This window comes from Pseudomonas sp. F3-2 (assembly GCF_038804275.1).
In the GTDB taxonomy this organism is placed as follows: Bacteria; Pseudomonadota; Gammaproteobacteria; order Pseudomonadales; family Pseudomonadaceae; genus Aquipseudomonas.
This window is the reverse complement of sequence record NZ_CP152388.1, coordinates 4,796,395-4,814,123: the sequence shown is the minus strand read 5'-3', so window position 1 is coordinate 4,814,123 and position 17,729 is coordinate 4,796,395. Positions and strand designations below refer to the sequence as shown.

23 protein-coding genes are annotated in these 17,729 nt (G+C 59.2%); 22 read left to right on the top strand and 1 reads right to left on the bottom strand.

Annotated features, from left to right (window positions below):
• The 22 genes from AAGQ88_RS21655 to AAGQ88_RS21550 all read left to right on the top strand — a co-directional run bounded on the left by AAGQ88_RS21655 (nt 1) and on the right by AAGQ88_RS21550 (nt 16,122).
• The gene (locus AAGQ88_RS21655) at nt 1-1,023 is read left to right on the top strand and encodes a phage major capsid protein, P2 family (RefSeq protein WP_342653529.1); all 1,023 of its coding nucleotides are present in this window, start codon (nt 1-3) and stop codon (nt 1,021-1,023) included.
• Nucleotides 1,020-1,736, top strand: coding sequence for a phage terminase small subunit (gpM, locus tag AAGQ88_RS21650; RefSeq protein ID WP_342653528.1), 717 nt, complete (start codon nt 1,020-1,022; stop codon nt 1,734-1,736). Before AAGQ88_RS21655 ends, gpM begins: the two co-directional genes overlap by 4 nt.
• A gap of 92 nt (nt 1,737-1,828) precedes the next feature.
• Nucleotides 1,829-2,290 carry a head completion/stabilization protein gene (locus tag AAGQ88_RS21645; RefSeq protein WP_342653527.1) on the top strand — a complete coding sequence of 154 codons (462 nt, stop codon included), beginning with the start codon at nt 1,829-1,831 and terminating at the stop codon, nt 2,288-2,290.
• On the top strand, nt 2,287-2,730 hold the full coding sequence (locus tag AAGQ88_RS21640; protein ID WP_342653526.1) for a phage tail protein: 444 nt from the start codon (nt 2,287-2,289) through the stop codon (nt 2,728-2,730). Before AAGQ88_RS21645 ends, AAGQ88_RS21640 begins: the two co-directional genes overlap by 4 nt.
• On the top strand, nt 2,720-3,400 hold the full coding sequence (locus AAGQ88_RS21635) for a phage virion morphogenesis protein (RefSeq protein ID WP_342653525.1): 681 nt from the start codon (nt 2,720-2,722) through the stop codon (nt 3,398-3,400). Before AAGQ88_RS21640 ends, AAGQ88_RS21635 begins: the two co-directional genes overlap by 11 nt.
• 11 nt (nt 3,401-3,411) lie before the next feature.
• The gene (locus AAGQ88_RS21630) at nt 3,412-4,527 is read left to right on the top strand and encodes a DUF2586 domain-containing protein (RefSeq protein ID WP_342653524.1); all 1,116 of its coding nucleotides are present in this window, start codon (nt 3,412-3,414) and stop codon (nt 4,525-4,527) included.
• A gap of 3 nt (nt 4,528-4,530) precedes the next feature.
• Nucleotides 4,531-4,983 (top strand): DUF2597 family protein, encoded by a 453-nt coding sequence (locus tag AAGQ88_RS21625; protein WP_342653523.1) that lies wholly within the window; start codon nt 4,531-4,533, stop codon nt 4,981-4,983.
• Nucleotides 4,983-5,195, top strand: coding sequence for a TraR/DksA C4-type zinc finger protein (locus AAGQ88_RS21620; RefSeq protein WP_342653522.1), 213 nt, complete (start codon nt 4,983-4,985; stop codon nt 5,193-5,195). The genes AAGQ88_RS21625 and AAGQ88_RS21620 overlap by 1 nt, the downstream gene beginning before the upstream one ends.
• Nucleotides 5,192-5,398: a hypothetical protein gene (locus AAGQ88_RS21615; RefSeq protein WP_342653521.1), complete on the top strand. Its 207-nt coding sequence runs from the start codon at nt 5,192-5,194 to the stop codon at nt 5,396-5,398. Before AAGQ88_RS21620 ends, AAGQ88_RS21615 begins: the two co-directional genes overlap by 4 nt.
• Nucleotides 5,395-5,919, top strand: coding sequence for a lysozyme (locus AAGQ88_RS21610; protein WP_342653520.1), 525 nt, complete (start codon nt 5,395-5,397; stop codon nt 5,917-5,919). Before AAGQ88_RS21615 ends, AAGQ88_RS21610 begins: the two co-directional genes overlap by 4 nt.
• Nucleotides 5,916-6,425, top strand: coding sequence for a lysis protein (locus tag AAGQ88_RS21605; RefSeq protein ID WP_342653519.1), 510 nt, complete (start codon nt 5,916-5,918; stop codon nt 6,423-6,425). Before AAGQ88_RS21610 ends, AAGQ88_RS21605 begins: the two co-directional genes overlap by 4 nt.
• The gene (locus AAGQ88_RS21600; RefSeq protein WP_342653518.1) at nt 6,422-6,712 is read left to right on the top strand and encodes a putative phage tail assembly chaperone; all 291 of its coding nucleotides are present in this window, start codon (nt 6,422-6,424) and stop codon (nt 6,710-6,712) included. The genes AAGQ88_RS21605 and AAGQ88_RS21600 overlap by 4 nt, the downstream gene beginning before the upstream one ends.
• Nucleotides 6,713-6,883: 171 nt before the next feature.
• Nucleotides 6,884-8,857, top strand: coding sequence for a phage tail tape measure protein (locus AAGQ88_RS21595; RefSeq protein WP_342653517.1), 1,974 nt, complete (start codon nt 6,884-6,886; stop codon nt 8,855-8,857).
• Complete coding sequence (locus AAGQ88_RS21590) at nt 8,854-9,171, top strand: DUF2590 family protein (protein ID WP_342653516.1); 318 nt, start codon at nt 8,854-8,856, stop codon at nt 9,169-9,171. Before AAGQ88_RS21595 ends, AAGQ88_RS21590 begins: the two co-directional genes overlap by 4 nt.
• Nucleotides 9,168-10,343 carry a baseplate J/gp47 family protein gene (locus tag AAGQ88_RS21585; RefSeq protein WP_342653515.1) on the top strand — a complete coding sequence of 392 codons (1,176 nt, stop codon included), beginning with the start codon at nt 9,168-9,170 and terminating at the stop codon, nt 10,341-10,343. Before AAGQ88_RS21590 ends, AAGQ88_RS21585 begins: the two co-directional genes overlap by 4 nt.
• Nucleotides 10,336-10,860, top strand: coding sequence for a phage tail protein (locus AAGQ88_RS21580; protein WP_342653514.1), 525 nt, complete (start codon nt 10,336-10,338; stop codon nt 10,858-10,860). Before AAGQ88_RS21585 ends, AAGQ88_RS21580 begins: the two co-directional genes overlap by 8 nt.
• 9 nt (nt 10,861-10,869) lie before the next feature.
• Nucleotides 10,870-12,435, top strand: a complete 1,566-nt coding sequence (locus AAGQ88_RS21575; protein WP_342653513.1) for a phage tail protein — start codon at nt 10,870-10,872, stop codon at nt 12,433-12,435.
• A gap of 10 nt (nt 12,436-12,445) precedes the next feature.
• A complete protein-coding gene (locus AAGQ88_RS21570; protein ID WP_342653512.1) occupies nt 12,446-13,021 on the top strand; it encodes a hypothetical protein in 576 nt (191 codons plus the stop codon).
• On the top strand, nt 13,018-13,944 hold the full coding sequence (locus AAGQ88_RS21565; protein WP_342653511.1) for a hypothetical protein: 927 nt from the start codon (nt 13,018-13,020) through the stop codon (nt 13,942-13,944). The genes AAGQ88_RS21570 and AAGQ88_RS21565 overlap by 4 nt, the downstream gene beginning before the upstream one ends.
• The gene (locus tag AAGQ88_RS21560) at nt 13,941-14,471 is read left to right on the top strand and encodes a DNA-binding protein (protein ID WP_342653510.1); all 531 of its coding nucleotides are present in this window, start codon (nt 13,941-13,943) and stop codon (nt 14,469-14,471) included. The genes AAGQ88_RS21565 and AAGQ88_RS21560 overlap by 4 nt, the downstream gene beginning before the upstream one ends.
• Complete coding sequence (locus tag AAGQ88_RS21555) at nt 14,468-15,166, top strand: hypothetical protein (protein ID WP_342653509.1); 699 nt, start codon at nt 14,468-14,470, stop codon at nt 15,164-15,166. Before AAGQ88_RS21560 ends, AAGQ88_RS21555 begins: the two co-directional genes overlap by 4 nt.
• Nucleotides 15,151-16,122 carry a hypothetical protein gene (locus AAGQ88_RS21550; protein ID WP_342653508.1) on the top strand — a complete coding sequence of 324 codons (972 nt, stop codon included), beginning with the start codon at nt 15,151-15,153 and terminating at the stop codon, nt 16,120-16,122. Before AAGQ88_RS21555 ends, AAGQ88_RS21550 begins: the two co-directional genes overlap by 16 nt.
• Nucleotides 16,123-16,161: 39 nt before the next feature.
• On the opposite strand, the gene AAGQ88_RS21545 is transcribed toward AAGQ88_RS21550, so the two are convergent.
• Nucleotides 16,162-17,658 carry a HEPN domain-containing protein gene (locus tag AAGQ88_RS21545; RefSeq protein ID WP_342653507.1) on the bottom strand — a complete coding sequence of 499 codons (1,497 nt, stop codon included), beginning with the start codon at nt 17,656-17,658 and terminating at the stop codon, nt 16,162-16,164.
• Nucleotides 17,659-17,729 lie beyond the last annotated feature (71 nt).

The following is a 17,729-nucleotide window of genomic DNA, read 5'->3' as shown; positions in this document are numbered from 1 at the left end:
ATGTCCCAGAATTTGAGCGTCCTTGGCGCAAAAATGTATGCGCAGATGCAGCTGGACGTCGCCGAAACCTACGGCGTCGAGCTGGCCACCAAAATGTTCAGCGTCGAGCCGACGATCGCCCAGGAGCTGAACGACGCGATCACTGCCAAATCTGACTTCCTGCAGCGGATCAACGTCATCGGCGTGTCCGAAATCAAGGGTCAAAAGGTCTTCCTGGGCGTTTCCGGCCCGGTAACTGGTCGCACCAACACCAAAACCACCGATCGCGAAGCCAAGGACGTCTCGGCCCTGGATGACAGCACTTACGAGCTGTCGTCGACCGAATCCGACGTGGGTATTCCCTACGCGAAGATCGACGCCTGGGCGAAGTTTCCGGAGTTCGCGCAGAAGTACTCCGCCGCTGTGCAGAAACAAATCGCGCTGGACCGCATCATGGTCGGATTCCACGGCACGCATGCCGCAGTGGAAACGGACCTCGACGCGTTCCCCATGCTGCAGGACGTCAACAAAGGCTGGCTGCAGATCGCCCGCGATCAGATCCCTGAGCAGGTGCTGAAAGAAGGCAAAGTGGCCGGCAAGGTGACGCTGGGCGCCGGCGGCGACTACGCGAACCTCGACGCTCTGGTGCATGACACCAAACAGATGGTCGACGAGCGCCTGCGCGATGGCGGCGACCTGGTCGCAATCATCGGCAGCGACCTGCTTGCCGCTGACAAAGCCAAGCTCTACGCCAAACAGGGCGATGTGCCGACTGAGAAAGAGCGCATCGAAGACGCCCAGGTCATCGCCACCTACGGCGGACTGCCGAGTTTCAGCGTGCCGTTTTTCCCGACTGACACCGTCGTGGTCACCAGCTTCGACAACTTGTCGATTTACTTCCAGGACTCCAGCTGGCGTAAGCAAACGGTCGACAATCCGAAACGTTCCCGCGTCGAGGATTACAACAGCCGCAACGAAGGCTATGTGATCGAGCAGCTGGAAAAGTTCGCGATGATCGAGAACGTCGAACTGGTGGCCGCATGAGCCTGGCACTGGCGCATAAGCGCCGCGTGATCGCAAACGGTCCAGTGGACGCCGGCGCCGGTGCCAATCCTGCCGCGTATTCGTCTGAAACGGCGCTGTCGAGCCCTGCGAACGCCAAGAAGCATTTGAAGCTGATGCTGGACGCGATGGCTGTCGATCTGGAACGACTCAGTGCGATCAAGAGCCTGCAGCTGCGCCAGCAGCTCAAGCGTGAAGAGCTGCTGCCCAAGTACCAGGATTACGTTCAACGCTACCGGGATTCGGGCCTGAATTTCGAAAACTCGGTGCTCGTCCAAGTGCTGGTGTGGCTGTTCGACGTCCAGGAGTTCGAACAGGGTCTGGAGTTGGCGGATTTCGCGATGACGCAGGGTCAGCCGATGCCTGAACGCTTCAAGCGCGACATTCCGACCTTCGTCGCTGATGCCGTGATTGAGTGGGCATACGACGAATATCACGCGCAGCGCAGTCCGGAACCTTACCTGTCGAATCTGCTGCCCCGTGTGGATGGCGAATGGACGCTCCCCGAGCAGATCCCGGCCAAGTACCACAAGTTGATCGGGATCCGTGCTCAAGAGGCCGAGCAGTTCGACACCGCGCTGCAGCATTACGAACGCGCCACCTTGCTCTACTCAAAAATCGGCGTAGGCACCCGGATGGACCACTGTCGCCTCGGCCTGAAAAGGCAGCTCAAGCGCGCCGAACCAACCAACTGACTACCCCCCCAGCGGGGAATTGTGGACATAGGCCGACCATTCATGGCCCGACCTACGGAAACAGTTTCCCCGCCCTATTCGAGCGGCCAGCAATGAGCTTTTCAGGTAAACCCACCACCTTTGTGGAACAGGCGATCGAGAACGACGGCTTTTGGCCCGACCTCTCGGTGTCCGAGTTTCAGAAGGGTTACCGCCTTCCTGCGGAATACCTGGTTGAGATGCTGGCCGCTGAGCTGACGACGGCCATGCACGAAATCAACATCGATGTGGCCAGGTGCAAAGCGCGCTGGCAGGGCGCTGGAGTGTCAAGCGTTGAATCTGCAGACACCACCGTCCTGCCGGAGCGCTCCTTTCAAGTGGCGCAGTACAAACGCGCCGTCTACACGCGGGCCAAAGCCAGCCTGCTGACCCAGTTCGCCACGGTCAGCCGCCGTGAAAGCGCTGAGAACACCGGCAAAGAGCAGCCGGAAAGAGCGGAAACATTTCTCGCTTTCAGCCAGCAAGCCGTGCGGTCCCTCCAGGGTCGTGGGCGCATCACGGTGTCGTTGCAGTGATCAAGCTCAAGGCGTTGACCGCCTACCTCATTGAGCGGCAGCTGGTGGCCGCTGAGCAGCTCGACAGCTGGACGGATCAGGTCAATCTGGAACTGATCTGGAAGCCGGACGAGCAGGGCATGCGCATGGGCGACATGAACTACACAGCGACCATCGCCCTGGAGCGCTTCGCTGATCACCCAGGACGGCTGATGGCGCTGGTGGGCAGTTGGCTGGAAACCAACGACGACGACCGCGATGACCTGCAGCCGGCGCAGTTCGACATCACCATGCTCGATGACGATCTGGCGGATGTGGACATCAAGCTGGAGTTCAGCGAACCGCAGTATCTGGCCGAGGATCCTGCCGGCGAAATCATCGCTTACGGCAAGACTTGGTCGTTCATCCCGTTTGATCTGTGGGTGGCTGAGCGTGGCGAGGTGACCGGCGATGGCGCGTAGCACCTTCGACCTCGACGTGCGCGGTTATCTGGGCGTCCAGGAACAGCTCGCACTTTTGAGCCTGCCGCCCCAGCTGCGCCGCCGGCTGTTGAACAACGTCACCAAGCGCGTGCGCAGCATGAGTCGCCAGCGCATTCGTCAGCAGCAGAACGTCGACGGCACCCCGTTCGCGCCCCGTAAGGGCGACGGCAAGGGCAAAAAGAAGATGGAAGCCGGCCTTGGCAAGCTGCTGATGGTCACCCGCCTGAGCGCTGACGAAGCCGAGCTGGGATGGCGCAACGCGTTGACCCGCTGGGTTGCTGCCCAGCAGCACAACGGCGTGTCAGAGCGCCGCACCGCTGCGCAGATGCGTAAGTGGAACAAGACCCCACCGGGACTGGCCGCGACTGAAAAGCAGGCCAAACGTCTGCGCCGTCTGGGTTTCAAGGTCCGGCAAGAAGGCAAGAAAAGCCTGACCCGCCCCTCAGTGGCGTGGATTCAGGAACACGTCAACTACGCCAAGGCGGGTCTGCTGATTCGCATCCTGGATGACCAGAAAACCGAAACCACTGGTGCGCAAAGCTGGGACATCACCCTGCCGAAACGCCAGTTCCTCGGCGTGAGCACCGACCGGGACACCAGCCTGCTGGTTAACCAGGTGCTGCAACAAATCCTCAATTCTCCCCGCTAGCGAGGCACTGCATGGCACTCGGCAAAGTCAGCGTTAACAACCTCAATCTCAGTCAGGGCGCTGTGACCTCGGTTGAACGCTATTTTCTTTTCATTGGCGTCGGCCCGAAGGGTGTCGGCAGCCTCATCCCGCTGAACACCGACAGCGATCTGGACGTCCAGCTGGGGATCCCGGCCAGCGATCTGAAAACCCAAATTACCGCAGCGCGCCTGAACGGTGGTGATCGTTGGGCCTGCCTGGCCGCGCCAGTTGCCCCGGAAGCTGGCTGGCAGGACGCGTTGGAGAAAGCCCAGCAGCAGGGCTACTCGGTTGAAGCCGTGGTGATCACCACGCCGGTCGACGAAGGGTCAGAACTCTCTGACATGCACGACGCTGCGATTGCCCTGAACAACACCTATGGTCGCCGTGTGTTCGTGATGGCCGCGAGCGGCGGCATCGAAGCGACTCAGACCTGGGATCAGTACCTGGTCGCGCAGAAGGCAATCACCCTCAATCTGCTGGCGCCGCGCGTGCTCGTCGTTCCCCAGCTCCATGGCAATGACCTCGGGGTTCTGGCCGGACGCCTGGCGAACGCAGCGGCAAGCATTGCCGACAGCCCGATGCGAGTGGCTTCCGGGGCCTTGCTCGGCCTGGGCGACGTTCCGTCAGACAAGGACGGCGTGCCGCTGCAGTCCGCGCTGCGCGCTGAACTGGACAAGGCCCGGTTCTCTGTCAGCCAGACCTACCCCGACTATCCGGGCGTGTACTGGGGCGACGGCAACATGCTCGACGCGCCGGCCAGCGATTTCCAGGTGATCGAGTACCTGCGTACGACCGACAAGGCCGCTCGCCAGATTCGACCGCTGTTGATCCGTCGTGTCGCTGACCGTCGGTTGAACAACACCCCCAACAGCATGGCCGTGAACACCAACGCCCTGATGGCGCCGCTGCGCGCCATGGCGAAGTCGACGACGTTCGCCGGCCAGGTGTTCCCCGGCGAGATCGAGCCGCCCAAGGATGGCGACATCGTTCTGTCCTGGACGAGCAAAACCGCCGTCGAGGCGTACATCAAGCTGCGTCCCCTCAATTGCCCGAAAGACCTGACCGCGAACATCGCGCTGGATCTTTCTACTGACGATACGGAGTAACCCATGGCGGCAAAGATTGGCGGCAAGAACTTCGACGTGAACCTGGGCGATCTGCAGGTCCATGTCGAGACCTGCACCCTGGACATCACCGATAACACTGCAGTCGCGCAGACCAAAGGCGTGCCGAACGGGCACGTCGACGGTGACGTGGCTGCTGCAGGCGAAATCGAGATGGACACCACCAATTTCAATCTGCTGATCGAGGCGGCTAAAACCGCCGGCAGTTTCCGCTCCCTCGATCCGTTCGACATGGTGTTTTTCGCCAAGGCGGGCGATGAGGAACTGCGCGTTGAGGCGTTCGGCTGCAAGTTGCGCCTGTCCAGCCTGCTGAACATCGATCAGAAGGGCGGCGAGAAGCACAAGCACAAGCTGCCGTTTGACGTGACCAGTCCGGACTTCGTGAAGATCAACGGCGTGCCCTACCTGGACGCTTCCGAGATCGAGGGCCTGACCTGATGGTTTGCCCGTTCGACCGCGCCCAGGCGCTGGAGCTGCGTCAGCGCGAGCAGGCCATCAAAGCCCAGCTTGCGCGCAAGCGGCCGTCCGGGCCAAGCCGTACCCATTGCGAGGACTGCGAGAACGCGATTCCTGCTGCGCGCCAGGCGCTCGGCGGCATCCTTCGCTGCGTCCCGTGCCAGACGATTTACGAGAAAGAGGTTCAGCGATGAGCGCGAATCAGGCCGCCCAGGACACCGCTCTGGCGTTGGCCAAAGCCTCACCCGCGATCGGCGTAGCCGCCACCGGTGCGACCGGCGCCGTTGATTGGTCGGCTGTCGCCTACATGCTGACCGCGCTCTACATGGTGCTGCAGATCGTTCTGCTAGTGCCCAAGTACCGCCAGATGCTGCGCGACTGGAAGGTGAAGGGATGAGCCTACGGCACAAGATCGCGATCGGCGCCCTGGTGCTGGCCAGCAGCACGGTTACGGCATTCCTGGGCAAGTGGGAAGGCACCGGCCAAAACGTTGCCTATGCGGACAAGCTGGCCAGCGGACTGCCGACGGTGTGCAAGGGCATCACTCGCTACACCAGCCCTACGCCGGTGGTGGTGGGTGATTACTGGTCCGACGCGCGCTGCGCCGAGGTGGAAAGCCTGGTGGTTTCAAAAGGTCAGCTTGCCCTGGCGGACTGCCTGACCAATCAGGCGATCGGCCAGAACACGTTCGATGCGCTGAGCAGCCATGGCCATAACGTCGGAACGCAGAACACCTGCGCCAGCCGGGCCGTGGGCTTGATCAATGCCGGTCGGATCGCTGAGGGCTGCAAGGCGCTGGCCTATGCGCCGGATGGATCACCGGTTTGGTCCTACGTGACGCTGGCCAATGGACGAAAGCAATTCGTCCAGGGCCTGCACAACCGCCGGATCGCTGAAATGGAGCTGTGCCTGAAATGACCATCGGCCCGCTGCAGCTACTGCTGCGAACCCTGTTCTTCGGACTGGTGATCTGGCTGGCCGTCGACTGGGCACTGGACCAATACGAGACCGCGATCCGTGAGCGTGACAGTGCAATCACCGAGCGCGATGGATTGAGGGACGCGGCTCGCATCAGCGGCGAAATGCTCGCAGCACGTGACGCGATCGACCTGAAACGTACCGAGGAACTGAACCTTGCAAGCGCTCAAAACGCTGCTCTCCAGCGCGATGTTGACGACGGCCGTAAGCGGCTGTCAGTCCGTGCCACCTGCAAACCTGCAGTGCCCGCCCCAACCGGCGCCGCCGGCGTGGCTGATGCAGCCACCCCCGAACTCGCAGCAGACGCTCGACAGGATTATTTCACCCTTCGCAGCCAGCTCGCCTTGAGCAAGCAAATGATCCTCGGCCTGCAGGACCAAATTCGCCAGGTGTGCATGCGCGCACCAGGTACAACCGCAACCCCTCAAACGGATACACCCAAATGACCGAAGTAAACCGCGATATCACCCTCGAAATCGGTAGCGATGAGTTTCTGTTTCACCTGACGCCGGCTGACGTGACGAAGTACTTCAACTCCACCACCCAGAACAACAAGGTCGCCCCGGCGAATAACTTGCTGATGGGCACTGTGCAGCAAGAGCAGAAGGCAGCGCTGAAACCGTTGCTCGCCAATCCGGTTACCACCATGACCATCGCCGGCGCGCTCCTCGAGGAGTATTCGCCTGACGTCGACGTAATCGTAAAAAAGTCCTCGGGCTCGCTGAAAGCCTGACGAACGACAGTCTGGGCCAGCTGGTTGCCCTGACGAATCGCTGGCTGCCTGGTGCCGAACCCTCGATCGAAAACATGGGTACGGCCAAGTGGCTTGAAGACGAACACTGGCGCCGCATGGAAATCGCTGTTGCAAACGGCATTGCCCACGCGCTGAACGGATAGAACACCCATGGCTGACCGCGCTGCCCGCTTGGCTTTCATCCTGAGCCTGACCGACAAGGTCAGCGCGCCCCTGGGCAAGGTGAAAACCAGTTTTTCCGAACTGGCGACCCAGGGCGAGAAGAACATCAAACAGGTGGGCATCGGGCTCGCTGGGATGGTGGGCGCCGGCGTGGCCATTTCCGAATCGCTGGAACCAGCGCTCGAGATGAACCGGGCGCTGGGCAACGTGCGTGCCTTGGGCGTTGCCGAGGACGCGTTGGCGGCATTGAACACCAAGGCCCTAGAGTTTTCCGTTAACTACGCGGCCAGCGCCGAGGAGTTCGTAGCCTCCGCGCGCACCGTAGACGGCGCGATCAAAGGATTGGTCGGGGGGCAGCTCGCTGCAGTGACCGGTGCCAGTGCGTTGCTGGCCAAGGCCACGCATTCCGATGCCGAGACCACGGCAGCGTACGTCGGCACGATGTACAACCTGTTCAAAGGGCAGGCAGACGCGATCGGTCGTGTGCAGTGGGTCGAGCAGCTGACGGGCCAGACAGCGCTGGCTGTGAAGCTCTTCCGCACCGATGGCGAACAGCTCAAGGATGCTTTCAAGGAAGTAGGGCAGGTCGCAACGTCTGCCGGCGTCAGCCTTGCCGAGCAGTTTGCCGTCCTGGGCACGCTGAGCAGCACCATGGAAGGCGGCGATGCCGGCGGTTTCTATAAGTCATTCTTCGAAAACGTCGGCAATGGCGCGAAAAAACTGGGGCTGACATTCACAGACGCCAATGACCGCCTGCTGCCGATGGAAACCATCCTGGACAAGCTGCAGGGCAAGCTGGGCGATCTGAACAGCGCAACCGCAGCCCAGAAACTGACGGATGCCTTCGGCAACGAGGGCGCACGCGTGATCACCGCCTTGGCCAAGGATACCGACCGATTCAAGAACGGTTTGGAAGAGTTGGGCAAGGTGCGCGGGCTGGAGAACGCCGAGAAGATGGCCCAGGCAATGGTCGATCCGTGGCAGCAGTTCGGCGCGGCGGTGCAGGCGCTGCGTATTGCCTTCGGCCAATCCCTGATTCCGCTGCTCACGCCGCTGATGTCTCGATTGACCGGGATTGCCCAGACCCTGACGCGCTGGACGCAGCTGTTCCCCAACATCACCCGGGTTATCGGCATTGTCACACTGGTGATACTCGGGCTCGCCGGCGCGCTGGCCACGCTAACGACCGTTGTAGGTCTGAGCCGGCTGGTCTGGTTCTCCCTGGTCACCGCCTGGAAGCTCCTCACCTGGACGGGCCTGCGCAGTATCGCGATGTTCCTGTATCACACGGTGATGGTGACCCTGTTCGTCGCCGGCTTGGTCGTGATGTACACCTGGATGGGGCTGGTTCGCACCGGAATGCTGCTGTGGCAGGCGTCGATCTGGCTGGTGAACGCGGCGCTGGCTGCTAACCCGGTGATCTGGATCGTCGTTGGCATCGTCGCTCTGATCGCAGCGGTGGTCGCCGCCGTCATCTACTGGGACCAGTGGACCAGTGCGCTGATGAAGACCGCTGCCTTCAAGTGGGTTTCCGAGCAGCTGCAGGCGCTGTCCGACTGGTTTGGCTCGATGGGCGGCTGGTCGGGTATGGCCAGCGCTGCCTGGGACGGGATCGTCGCTATTTTCACCGATGCGATCGGCAGTCTGGTTGAGCTGCTGAACAAGATCCCAGGCGTGAATATCGAGACGTCCTTTGCTGCGCTGCCCAAGGTGCCGGAAGTCGCCGGGCTGTCTGCCGCCGTTGATCCTCAAACACAGGAGCAACTGCGCCCGAGTACCACCAGCATTTCCCCGACCGCACCCAATGCCGTGCCGCAGGGCGGCTTCCTGCGCGCCATTCAGAACAACAACAGCCAGACCCAGAACCGCGGAACCCACATCGAGAACATGACGATCGAGAACAGCAAGCCCATGAGCCCGCTGGAGCTGGAAAACATGATCGGCATGGCGGTGCCTGGATGAGCGAATACGTGGATCTGCTGATCGTCGGCAATGACTTCGCCCTGGACGCCAGTCGTCAGCCTGTGCCGGTCGAGGACCGTGCCTGCATCGCGCAGGACATCGCGCACATGATCCGCGAAAGCGGGCTGCTGGTGACGCTTGTTGCCGAGCGTAACCGGCTCAAGCAACGCGACTGCATCCAGCAGATGGAATTGCTGATCGAGGATGACATCCGGTTGGTTCCCGGCACCGCGAAGATCACCCAGCTCGAGCCTGGCCAGTACCTGGTCACGGCCAAAACCCTCAAATTCGGCGATATCGAGGTAACCCTTTGAGTGACGTTGATTTCAAACAGGCGCTGGCGGACGCCGGCATTCCTACGACTGACGCGGCTCTGCGCCAGGCATGGGAAGCCGAAGTGGCCGCGCAAGGCAGCAAGCTGGCCAACACCAGCAGCTATTCGCCGTTCTGGCGCGTCGTGACTGCCCTGGTGACCAAGCCGGTACTGTGGCTGCTGACGTTTGTCAGCGACACCGTTTTGCCGAACTTCTTCGTCAAGACGGCGACTGGTGCCTGGCTCGACATGCTGGCATGGGCGGTCAACGTCACCCGCAAAAGCGCCGTGAAATCCCAGGGCACGATTCTGTTCACCCGATCGGCGTCAGGCGGCGCGCTGCAGGTGCCGATCGGCACGGTGGTGCAGTCCAGCTCGATCAACGGCCACGTCTACCAACTGGTGACCACGGCAGTCGGCAATTTCGCCGAAGGACTGCTGCAGCTGCAGATCCCGGTCGAGGCGATCGAGGAGGGCAGCGGGTTCAACCTGGCGCCGGGTTACTACGCCGTCCTGCCAGTTCCGGTACCGGGCATCGTCGCCGTGACGAACACTGAGGACTGGCTGACGTCACCTGGTGCGGACTCCGAGCTGGACGAGGATCTGCGGCTACGGGTTCGCAACCAGTTTTCAGCGGTCAACCAGTGGCACACCGACGCTGTGTACCGGGCTCTGATCGCAGCTTTCTCGGGCGTACAGCCAAACGGCGTGTATTTCGAGCACGGCGCCCCGCGTGGCCCCGGCAGCGCGAATGCGTATGTGCTGTTCGAGGCTGGCGTGCCGGCCGACGCTTACCTGCTGCAGATCAACGCGAAGATTCGAGACGAGGGCAATCACGGCCATGGTGACGACCTGCTGGTGATGGTCATGCCTGAAACCTTGAACGACATCGCGGTGGATATCTGGCCGCGATCGACGTTGACCGAGCTGCAGCGTGCCGCGCTCAAGGCTGACGTAGAGCTGTTCATCCGTGCTGCGTTTCGCGAGAGCACGGCAAAGGACTATCAGCCGACGCTGACTTTCCCCCAGTCCAGGTTTTCATTCAGCCGGCTGGGCGAGGAGTTGCACCAGGAATTCGCCGGCCTTGAGTCGCTGCACTTTGCCAATGTCGACATCGTGTCCGAGCTGAGCATTCCCCGGATCCAGAACCTCGAGGTGAACCTGCGTGATTAAGCTCGAATTGCCCTTCTGGCTCGACGGCGCCGAGCCAACCAAGCTCAAGGCGGCAGCGCAGCGATGGTGGGAACAGGCCGAGAGCTGGATGCGCTGGCCACTGCTGCAGATGGATGCCGAAACGTGCCACCTGACTGTTCTCGATCTACTGGCCTGGCAGCGGGACATCACCCGGTTCAAGGGCGAGCCCGAGGCGCTTTACCGCCTGCGCGTCAAATACGCCTTCATCAACGCGGTAGACGCCGGCAGCACTGCAGGAATGAAGCGGATCCTGCAGCGGCTGGGCGTCGGCTACATCGAGATCGACGAACGCATGCCTGGGCTCGACTGGGATGTGGTGCTGCTCCGCTTCACAGACTCGCAGCTTTCCCAGAACCCGGAACTGCTTCGCGTGCTGATTCAGCAATACGGGCGCACCTGCCGCCGCTATGAGTTCCTGACCCTTACCCCCGTGCCGCTCCGGATCGCAGCGGTCAACTTTGACGACGACCAGCAAACGCTGGTCGCCAGCCTGTAGGAGTACCCCATGGGTGCCAGTATTACCCTTGCCGGCGAAAGCCTGATTGCTCAGAAACAAGCCGCCCATGCCGGGCTGCAGGTCGCGCGTTTCATCTTCGCCAATGTTCCAGGGCTTGATCCGAGCGGTCCTGTCGACCGGGCTGCGGCCAAGCCTGCAGCGGCGAACATCGTCTACACGTACCCGTTGCCGCCGGACAACGCCGGCTATGTGAACCCGAACCAGGTGGTCTACAGCGCGCAGATCGGCTCCGATGTCGGCGACTGGGATTTCAACTGGATCGGCCTCGAGACGGCTGAGAACGTTCTGCTGGCTGTCGCGTATGTTCCGGTGCAGCAGAAGCGCCGAAACGTGCCGCCCCTGCAGATTGGCAACAACCTGACCCGTAACTTCCTGGTGGCATTCGATGGCGCCCAGGCACTGACCGGAATCACGATCGATGCCAGCACCTGGCAGCACGACTTCACGGTGCGTCTGGCGGGCATCGATGAGCGCGAGCGCCTGAGCAACCGCGACGTTTACGGCCGTGCCTGCTTCTTCGGCAGCTCGCTGCAGCTGGAAAAAGTCGGGAATGCCTATCAGCTCAAGCCCGGCACCGCTTATGTCGAAGGGATCCGGCTGGTCCGGTCTGCAGCGCTTGCTGTTGTTCCGCCTGCACTTCCGGCGACGGCTTGGCTCGATGTCGCCCTGCAGCGGGAGCTGAACGACGTTGTGGCCAGCTGGGCGATCGTTTTCGGTGCCGATAAGACCGACTATAGCGATTCGCTGGGCGTGAAGCATTACCTGGTCCCGATCGCCGATATCGCTGCTGCAGGCATCACCGATCGGCGCCCCGTCGAAGCCATCAATGGTCCGTTGGTACAGCAGTGGGCATTGCGTACCGGGGATTACGAGCTGCTGCGTGCCAGGGCGACGACCAAAGAAGACGTCAAGCTGGGCAACATCCCGAATGCAATCAGCGACGACGTGGAGACGAACAGCAGTGCCGTGCTGGCCACCACCAAGGCGGTAAAGTCGTTAGGGACCGCAATCTGGAACGCGATCGCCAATATCGTCTCAGGGGTTACCGCAGTGGGTGTCGCGGTCAAGCTTGCAACGGCGAGAAAAATTACGTTAAGCGGGGCTGTAAGCGGGAACGTCTTATTCAATGGTGAGGCCGACGTTACGTTAATCACCACAAGTACCCAAGCGACTGAGTCTGTTGCCGGGAGTGCCAAGATAGCCAGCCAAGTCTTGACTGATGCAGGGGAGGACGACACTGCATACATCACCCCGAAAAAACTGCGATGGGGCTTTCTGATTCGGTATTCCGCTAACGGTTACATCGCGTTTCCGACTTGGATGGGTGGGCTCATCATTCAGTGGGGAATTGCTTCTATTTCAGCCAGTCCCACGCCCTTCTTGTTTCCCATCTCCTTCCCCCATGGTGCATTTGTGCTGGACGTCAGTTCTGGGGAAAACGTCGGCTCCTCAGTCGAGGTCATGAACATTTCGCCGGGATCCCTAACAAAAAGCGGTTTCAGCGGTAACGCAACGGTATCTGCAAATTACCACTACATCGCAATCGGTTATTAGGGAGCCCACTATGTCAGGTTATTTTTACAGTCCTACTTTGCACGCTTTCCTTGTTGATGGTCTGCACCACGATCGTCCCGATGATTGCATACCGATCACCGACGAAACATACGAGGCTTTGCTCCAGGGGCAGTCACGAGGTTTACCTATCGTCTTCGACCAGAGCTTGATGCTGCCGATCTCCAAGGCTCCCGTGGTTGATGATTCGACACGGCTACAAATACTTTATGCCGAGAAACGTGACGAGATAAACCTGCACTGCGAACAAGCGATAGTTGCTGGCTTCTGGTCTTCAGCCCTCGGGAATCCTTTTTTTTACGACAGTCGAGTCGAGGACCAACTGAATCTAAACGCCGTCATCCAGATCGGCAAGGACAGTTCATTTCCGTGTCGTGATGACGATGGGGATAAACAGTTTCGCGCCCACACAGCCGTACAACTGCTGCAAGTAGGTGAAGACTTCAACCTCTTAAAACTTCATTTCTTGAAAAAAGCGACCGATCTAAAGCAGTCCCTGGACAGAGCCTATGCCGCTGTTGATTTTCCGGCCATAGCTGCAGTGCGCTGGGAAGTGGAGCCTTCATGAGCTGGACATCCTTAGCAATTCGATGGCCAGAGCAGGCCACTGGCTGGATGGACCTGCTGAAAGACGCCAAGGACGCGGCACGCGGCAACCTGCTGGAAACAGGTCTGCGGCTGAGCGGGCTCGACGGTCTGGCCACAACAGATCCAAGCACGATCGGCGAGGTGGTCAAAAACGTTGTGGCCAGCGGTCGCGCTGCGCTCGATGCGCAGTTTGGGGAAATACCGAAGTGCATCGTGGTGACGCCGTTCCAAAGCGGGGTTGGGCAGGGCTCCGGTTACCAGCGCTTTCTGTCGGCCCCCAACGTGCTGCAGCACCTTGCAGCCAAACTCGACGATGCCACTGACGCAGCGCGGCCGCAGGGCGAGCAGTACGCCCTGGTGCTGCTGTTCCTCGGGACTGGCTTTGATGTCATGGCCAATGCTTTATCGAAATTCAACGCGTTGCTGCCGATCGCCGATCTGCAGCGCGCCGAGAGACGAGCCCGCAACCTGGTGAAGCTGGAATCGGAGAAGCTGCAGATCCAGACCGCCGGCATGCAGCCTCAATGGGCCGATATGCCTTTGGAGAGCTGCACCGTGGTCAAAACGGCCACCCAGTCGTTCAACGGTCAACTGGCAATGATGGAAAGCTATGCATCGGACAGCTCGCCGCTCGCCGATCTTGCCTCACTGGCCCAACGTAAGGCGCAGCAGGCAGTTGACCAGGATCAGAGGCTGACCGACCTCAAAGCGCTGCTCGAGAACGGTGACGATCAGCCGACTGTGCAAGCCCGCCTGATCGGGCCGGGTGATACCGCTGAGCTGCGTAAGCAGCTGCTCGAGGGTGACGACGCGCCAGGGCATGAATGGGTGCTGTCGTCCGGCCTTATGCTGGTCGGTTCGAAGGCGGGTTTGAGCTTTGTCCAGGAGCTGATCGGCCTATGACAATGTTACTCGACGGGCAGCTGGTGACAGGCTTTCGGATGAAGGTGACCGCGAACCTCAAGATCGACAGCGACGACATGTCAGGCCAGACCAGCAGCACCGACACGTCACACAAAGGCTTCAAGCCCAAGACGCTGACGGTTTCCCTGATGATCCGCTACAAGGACAGCGACCAGCTGCGCGCGTTGATGCGTCTGGCCGAGGGCACGGCAGGCGGTGGCCAGCCGCACACTTATCGGATCGTCAACGACACGGCCGAGGCGTTCGGGATACGCCAGGTGCAGTTTTCCGAGGGGGTCAGTGCCCGCGAAGACGACACGCTGTCGCAGTGGATCATCCAGTTCACGCTCACCGAGAAGCTGTCGAATCCCGAGAAGGTTGAGAACCGGCGCGCGGCCAGTGCAGTCAACGCCCAGTCAGCACCAGGTGAAGGCGTCGGCGGTTCTGCTGCGTCTGGCGCGCAGGAGTTGACCGGTTTTGAGGCAGTGCTGAAAAACGTCGACGATTACCTGGGCGGCAAATCGTGAGCCAGAAACTTCACAAGGTGCTGTCGATCGGCGGATCTGTTCACCAGCTGGTGAAGGACGACGTCAGGCTGGATCTGAAAAGCCCGGGGCGGGCAACGTTCACGATCAAGGCAGAGGCGCCGGTCAAAGGCCTGGTGACGTTTGATATCGGCTACAACGAGAGCACGCTGCAGCGCCATTTCATTGGGTATGTTGAGCGCTGCACCGTGATCAACAGCGTGCAGCTAGTCGTGCTGTGCCGGGAACTGGCCGCCGTGCTGGCCAATCCACTGCCGCTGAATCTGCGGCACGTGGACCTGCGCGCCGTGCTGGCCGAGGTCAGCAGTAAGACCGGCCTGCGCTTTCGGGTTCCGGACCAGCCTTACGCCGGCGTGAAGGCACCATTTTTCTACAGCCTTGCGGCGGGATATCAGGCGATGGACAGCATCGCCCAGGTGTTCAACGTCCCGGACTTTATCTGGCAACAACAGGGTGACGGTGACGTGTTTGTGGGCAGTTGGAAGGACAGCTTCTTTGGTGCTCGAGCACCGCTGCAGCTGCCGGTCCAGCTGTTCGACGGCTATCAGGGCAACCAGAGCGCGATGATTTCGGTTCTTCCAGGACTTCGACCAGGCGCAACAATCAACCAGGGCGAGCGCATCACCAGCGTCACGCTCAGCGGTACTCAGATGGGGATCAGATGGACGACGCAATAAAACGCAGCGTAGAACGCCAGTTTCCTGAGCTGACCGGTGGCTATCACCTGCCGCGATTCGCGAGGGTTGTCAGCATTGCAGATGCGCCCGCCGGCGCCGGCATATGCGATGACTTCCGCCCGCGATATGCGGTCGACATCGAGGTGCTGCGTCCTGACGGCGAGCCTGATCCGCAGATGCCAATCCTGCATGGCGTGCCGCTGCCAGTTCCTACCGGCGGCGAAGAGATGGGCGTCTATGGCTTTCCCGAGGAGGGCACGCGGGTCGTCGTCTGCTTCGCCTATGGATCACCGAGCAACCCCTACATCCAGACGATCCTGCCGCATGGCTTGAGCCTGCCGAAGGTGCCGAAAGGTGATCAGGTATGGCAGCACAGCGATGCGGTTCAGCAGCGCGTCGACGCGGACGGCAACTGGTCGCGGTTGACTGACGGCAAGATTCGAGACCAGGCGATTGAGCGCGAGGTTGAGGCGCACACCAACCAGGAGCAGTACCAGTCGCATGTCCAGCAGGTCGAGCATCACTCGACTGAAACAGTAGGCGGCATCAAGAAGATCGAGGCCCTGGGCGCGCTCAAGCTCAATTCTGCAGGCACAGCGACCGTCGCCGCGCTCGATGACCTCCATCAGGCAACTGGGCGGGACTTCAACCTGGTTGTCGGGCAGAAGCATAACGCCGCAATTGGCGGCGACATGCAGGAGCTGATCAAGGGGCTTCGGAACAGCATGGCCAGAATCAGCCAGCGCATGATCGCTCCAAAAAACCATGTCGGGTCGGAGTCAGTGAACATCTTTCAAGTGCTTTGCGACACGCTGGATCTTATTGAACGTTTGGCTGGAGAAATCTCTAGTCATGTGCATGGTTCCAGTCCGACTCCAACTACCGCAGCTGCATTCATTGAAGATGCAGTTGCTGCTAAGCTCTTATCCACAAAATTAAAATTTGTCACGCTTTAGTCCTAGCGAGGCACCGGGTTAAGAATGAAGGATTGTATATCAGTCATCTGATTCCTTTTTGCGCTGCTCTTTCTCTGACTTCGCAGCTGCTTGGGCTAAATTATAGTTTTTCAGATCTTCCTCATAGGTGCGATAAAAAAATGATAAAGGGTGCGATATTGAGATTCCCCTATTGATCCACCGGTTGATGTCCCAACCGCACTCGATAAGGTCAGAGGCGATAAATGTGAACTCTAACGCGTCGGTTAGCAGCGGTTGTAATGTTTCGAAATGATGAATGCCAATCCTGTCTGTTCCATGTACGTAATAGTTCCTAACGTCGCAAGCAGTTTTCAAGATGGCTTCCAAATCTTTGAGAGGTTCTGCAAGGGCACGCTGCACAATTGACGCTCGACTGATGATTTTTTTCTTGAGCGTCATTCCTCCCCAATACGCCAAGGTGTTCAATGCTCCTTCCTTCTCTTCGCTTGCTGGAAGGCTATTCAAAATTCGTTTACATGCCGACTTAGCTTCTAATAATTCCTGCGATGGCTTTGCAATTTCCGGATACACGTCTTTCGGGAGAATGTCGAATGCGTTAGCGGCGGCAACAAGACGGTTATCTTCATAAATTCTGCCCTGCTTCTGCCAGTTGAGGATTCGAAGCCTGGCTGGTAGCCATTCGTGGTGCCTTTCAAGCCAATTCTTCAACACATTAGGCAGCTCTTGTGGGGCAGAACTGGCAGTCACCGGTGCATCCCGCTCTGTACTCACAAAACCAGTTCCTAACGTTGGTGCTAGGCTCCAGTGGAGATCCACTCTGTCCAAACTATCTGTCGGTATGTCAGTAGTCGTTATCGCAATATCTCTTACTTCTTGAAATCTTCCCGAAACAACACTGATGAAATCCGAAATTGAGCTTAATTTGGCCATCATTTCATCGAATGTTAAAGGGTTTGTAAACTTTATTGTTGCGACATTCTTTATCGGGAGCTCAATCCCTGTTCTGTCGTTTGCCTTATATGACCACAGTGCATCTATCGTAAGCGAGCCAAACGATAGTTCCTGCTCAAATGAAGGACTTCTGCCTGCTTGATAGAATGCGACAGGATGCTCTCCTAATTCCACTATTTGTCCATGCTTAGATTTTTTAATCAGGCTGGCTAGATCTTCTGGGTTTGGAACGAACATGCCAATATCGTCTCGATGCCCAAATATTAGACCTATATCTTCAGCTTCAAAGGTAACTGACGTGATTGAACTAGCCTCGGGCAAAATATGCACTGAGCCTATCGCTGTATAGTGTGGGAAAATGTCACGTTTGTACTGCATTGACCTTGAGTCGCCAACCAGCGCAGGCTGGTTTCCTACACAATCAATCAAGGTGATTTTTTTATGATCTATCGATTCTCCGAGAATCGTATGCGGTTTTTCTTCATAGGGAATCGGATGTCTACTTGTTAGCGAAGCTAACGACTTGTCTTTAGCCAGCAGCAATTGCCCTAAGATTTTTTTATCACCAATAAATAAACAGCAAAAAATCTTTTCCTTCTCCATTGCGCCCGCCTCTCGATCGTTGTGCTTAACCATTCTGCAACGTAGCGCAAAATTCCAAGAGCTGCTTGCGT

Excerpts from the sequence above, each read along its gene's own strand:
- AAGQ88_RS21655 (WP_342653529.1), top strand. The coding sequence starts at position 1 with ATGTCCCAGAATTTGAGCGTCCTTGGCGCAAAAATGTATGCGCAGATG.
- gpM (WP_342653528.1), top strand. The coding sequence starts at position 1,020 with ATGAGCCTGGCACTGGCGCATAAGCGCCGCGTGATCGCAAACGGTCCA.
- AAGQ88_RS21645 (WP_342653527.1), top strand. The coding sequence starts at position 1,829 with ATGAGCTTTTCAGGTAAACCCACCACCTTTGTGGAACAGGCGATCGAG.
- AAGQ88_RS21635 (WP_342653525.1), top strand. The coding sequence starts at position 2,720 with ATGGCGCGTAGCACCTTCGACCTCGACGTGCGCGGTTATCTGGGCGTC.
- AAGQ88_RS21630 (WP_342653524.1), top strand. The coding sequence starts at position 3,412 with ATGGCACTCGGCAAAGTCAGCGTTAACAACCTCAATCTCAGTCAGGGC.
- AAGQ88_RS21625 (WP_342653523.1), top strand. The coding sequence starts at position 4,531 with ATGGCGGCAAAGATTGGCGGCAAGAACTTCGACGTGAACCTGGGCGAT.
- AAGQ88_RS21620 (WP_342653522.1), top strand. The coding sequence starts at position 4,983 with ATGGTTTGCCCGTTCGACCGCGCCCAGGCGCTGGAGCTGCGTCAGCGC.
- AAGQ88_RS21615 (WP_342653521.1), top strand. The coding sequence starts at position 5,192 with ATGAGCGCGAATCAGGCCGCCCAGGACACCGCTCTGGCGTTGGCCAAA.
- AAGQ88_RS21610 (WP_342653520.1), top strand. The coding sequence starts at position 5,395 with ATGAGCCTACGGCACAAGATCGCGATCGGCGCCCTGGTGCTGGCCAGC.
- AAGQ88_RS21605 (WP_342653519.1), top strand. The coding sequence starts at position 5,916 with ATGACCATCGGCCCGCTGCAGCTACTGCTGCGAACCCTGTTCTTCGGA.
- AAGQ88_RS21600 (WP_342653518.1), top strand. The coding sequence starts at position 6,422 with ATGACCGAAGTAAACCGCGATATCACCCTCGAAATCGGTAGCGATGAG.
- AAGQ88_RS21595 (WP_342653517.1), top strand. The coding sequence starts at position 6,884 with ATGGCTGACCGCGCTGCCCGCTTGGCTTTCATCCTGAGCCTGACCGAC.
- AAGQ88_RS21590 (WP_342653516.1), top strand. The coding sequence starts at position 8,854 with ATGAGCGAATACGTGGATCTGCTGATCGTCGGCAATGACTTCGCCCTG.
- AAGQ88_RS21575 (WP_342653513.1), top strand. The coding sequence starts at position 10,870 with ATGGGTGCCAGTATTACCCTTGCCGGCGAAAGCCTGATTGCTCAGAAA.
- AAGQ88_RS21570 (WP_342653512.1), top strand. The coding sequence starts at position 12,446 with ATGTCAGGTTATTTTTACAGTCCTACTTTGCACGCTTTCCTTGTTGAT.
- AAGQ88_RS21565 (WP_342653511.1), top strand. The coding sequence starts at position 13,018 with ATGAGCTGGACATCCTTAGCAATTCGATGGCCAGAGCAGGCCACTGGC.
- AAGQ88_RS21560 (WP_342653510.1), top strand. The coding sequence starts at position 13,941 with ATGACAATGTTACTCGACGGGCAGCTGGTGACAGGCTTTCGGATGAAG.
- AAGQ88_RS21550 (WP_342653508.1), top strand. The coding sequence starts at position 15,151 with ATGGACGACGCAATAAAACGCAGCGTAGAACGCCAGTTTCCTGAGCTG.
- AAGQ88_RS21545 (WP_342653507.1), bottom strand. The coding sequence starts at position 17,658 with ATGGAGAAGGAAAAGATTTTTTGCTGTTTATTTATTGGTGATAAAAAA.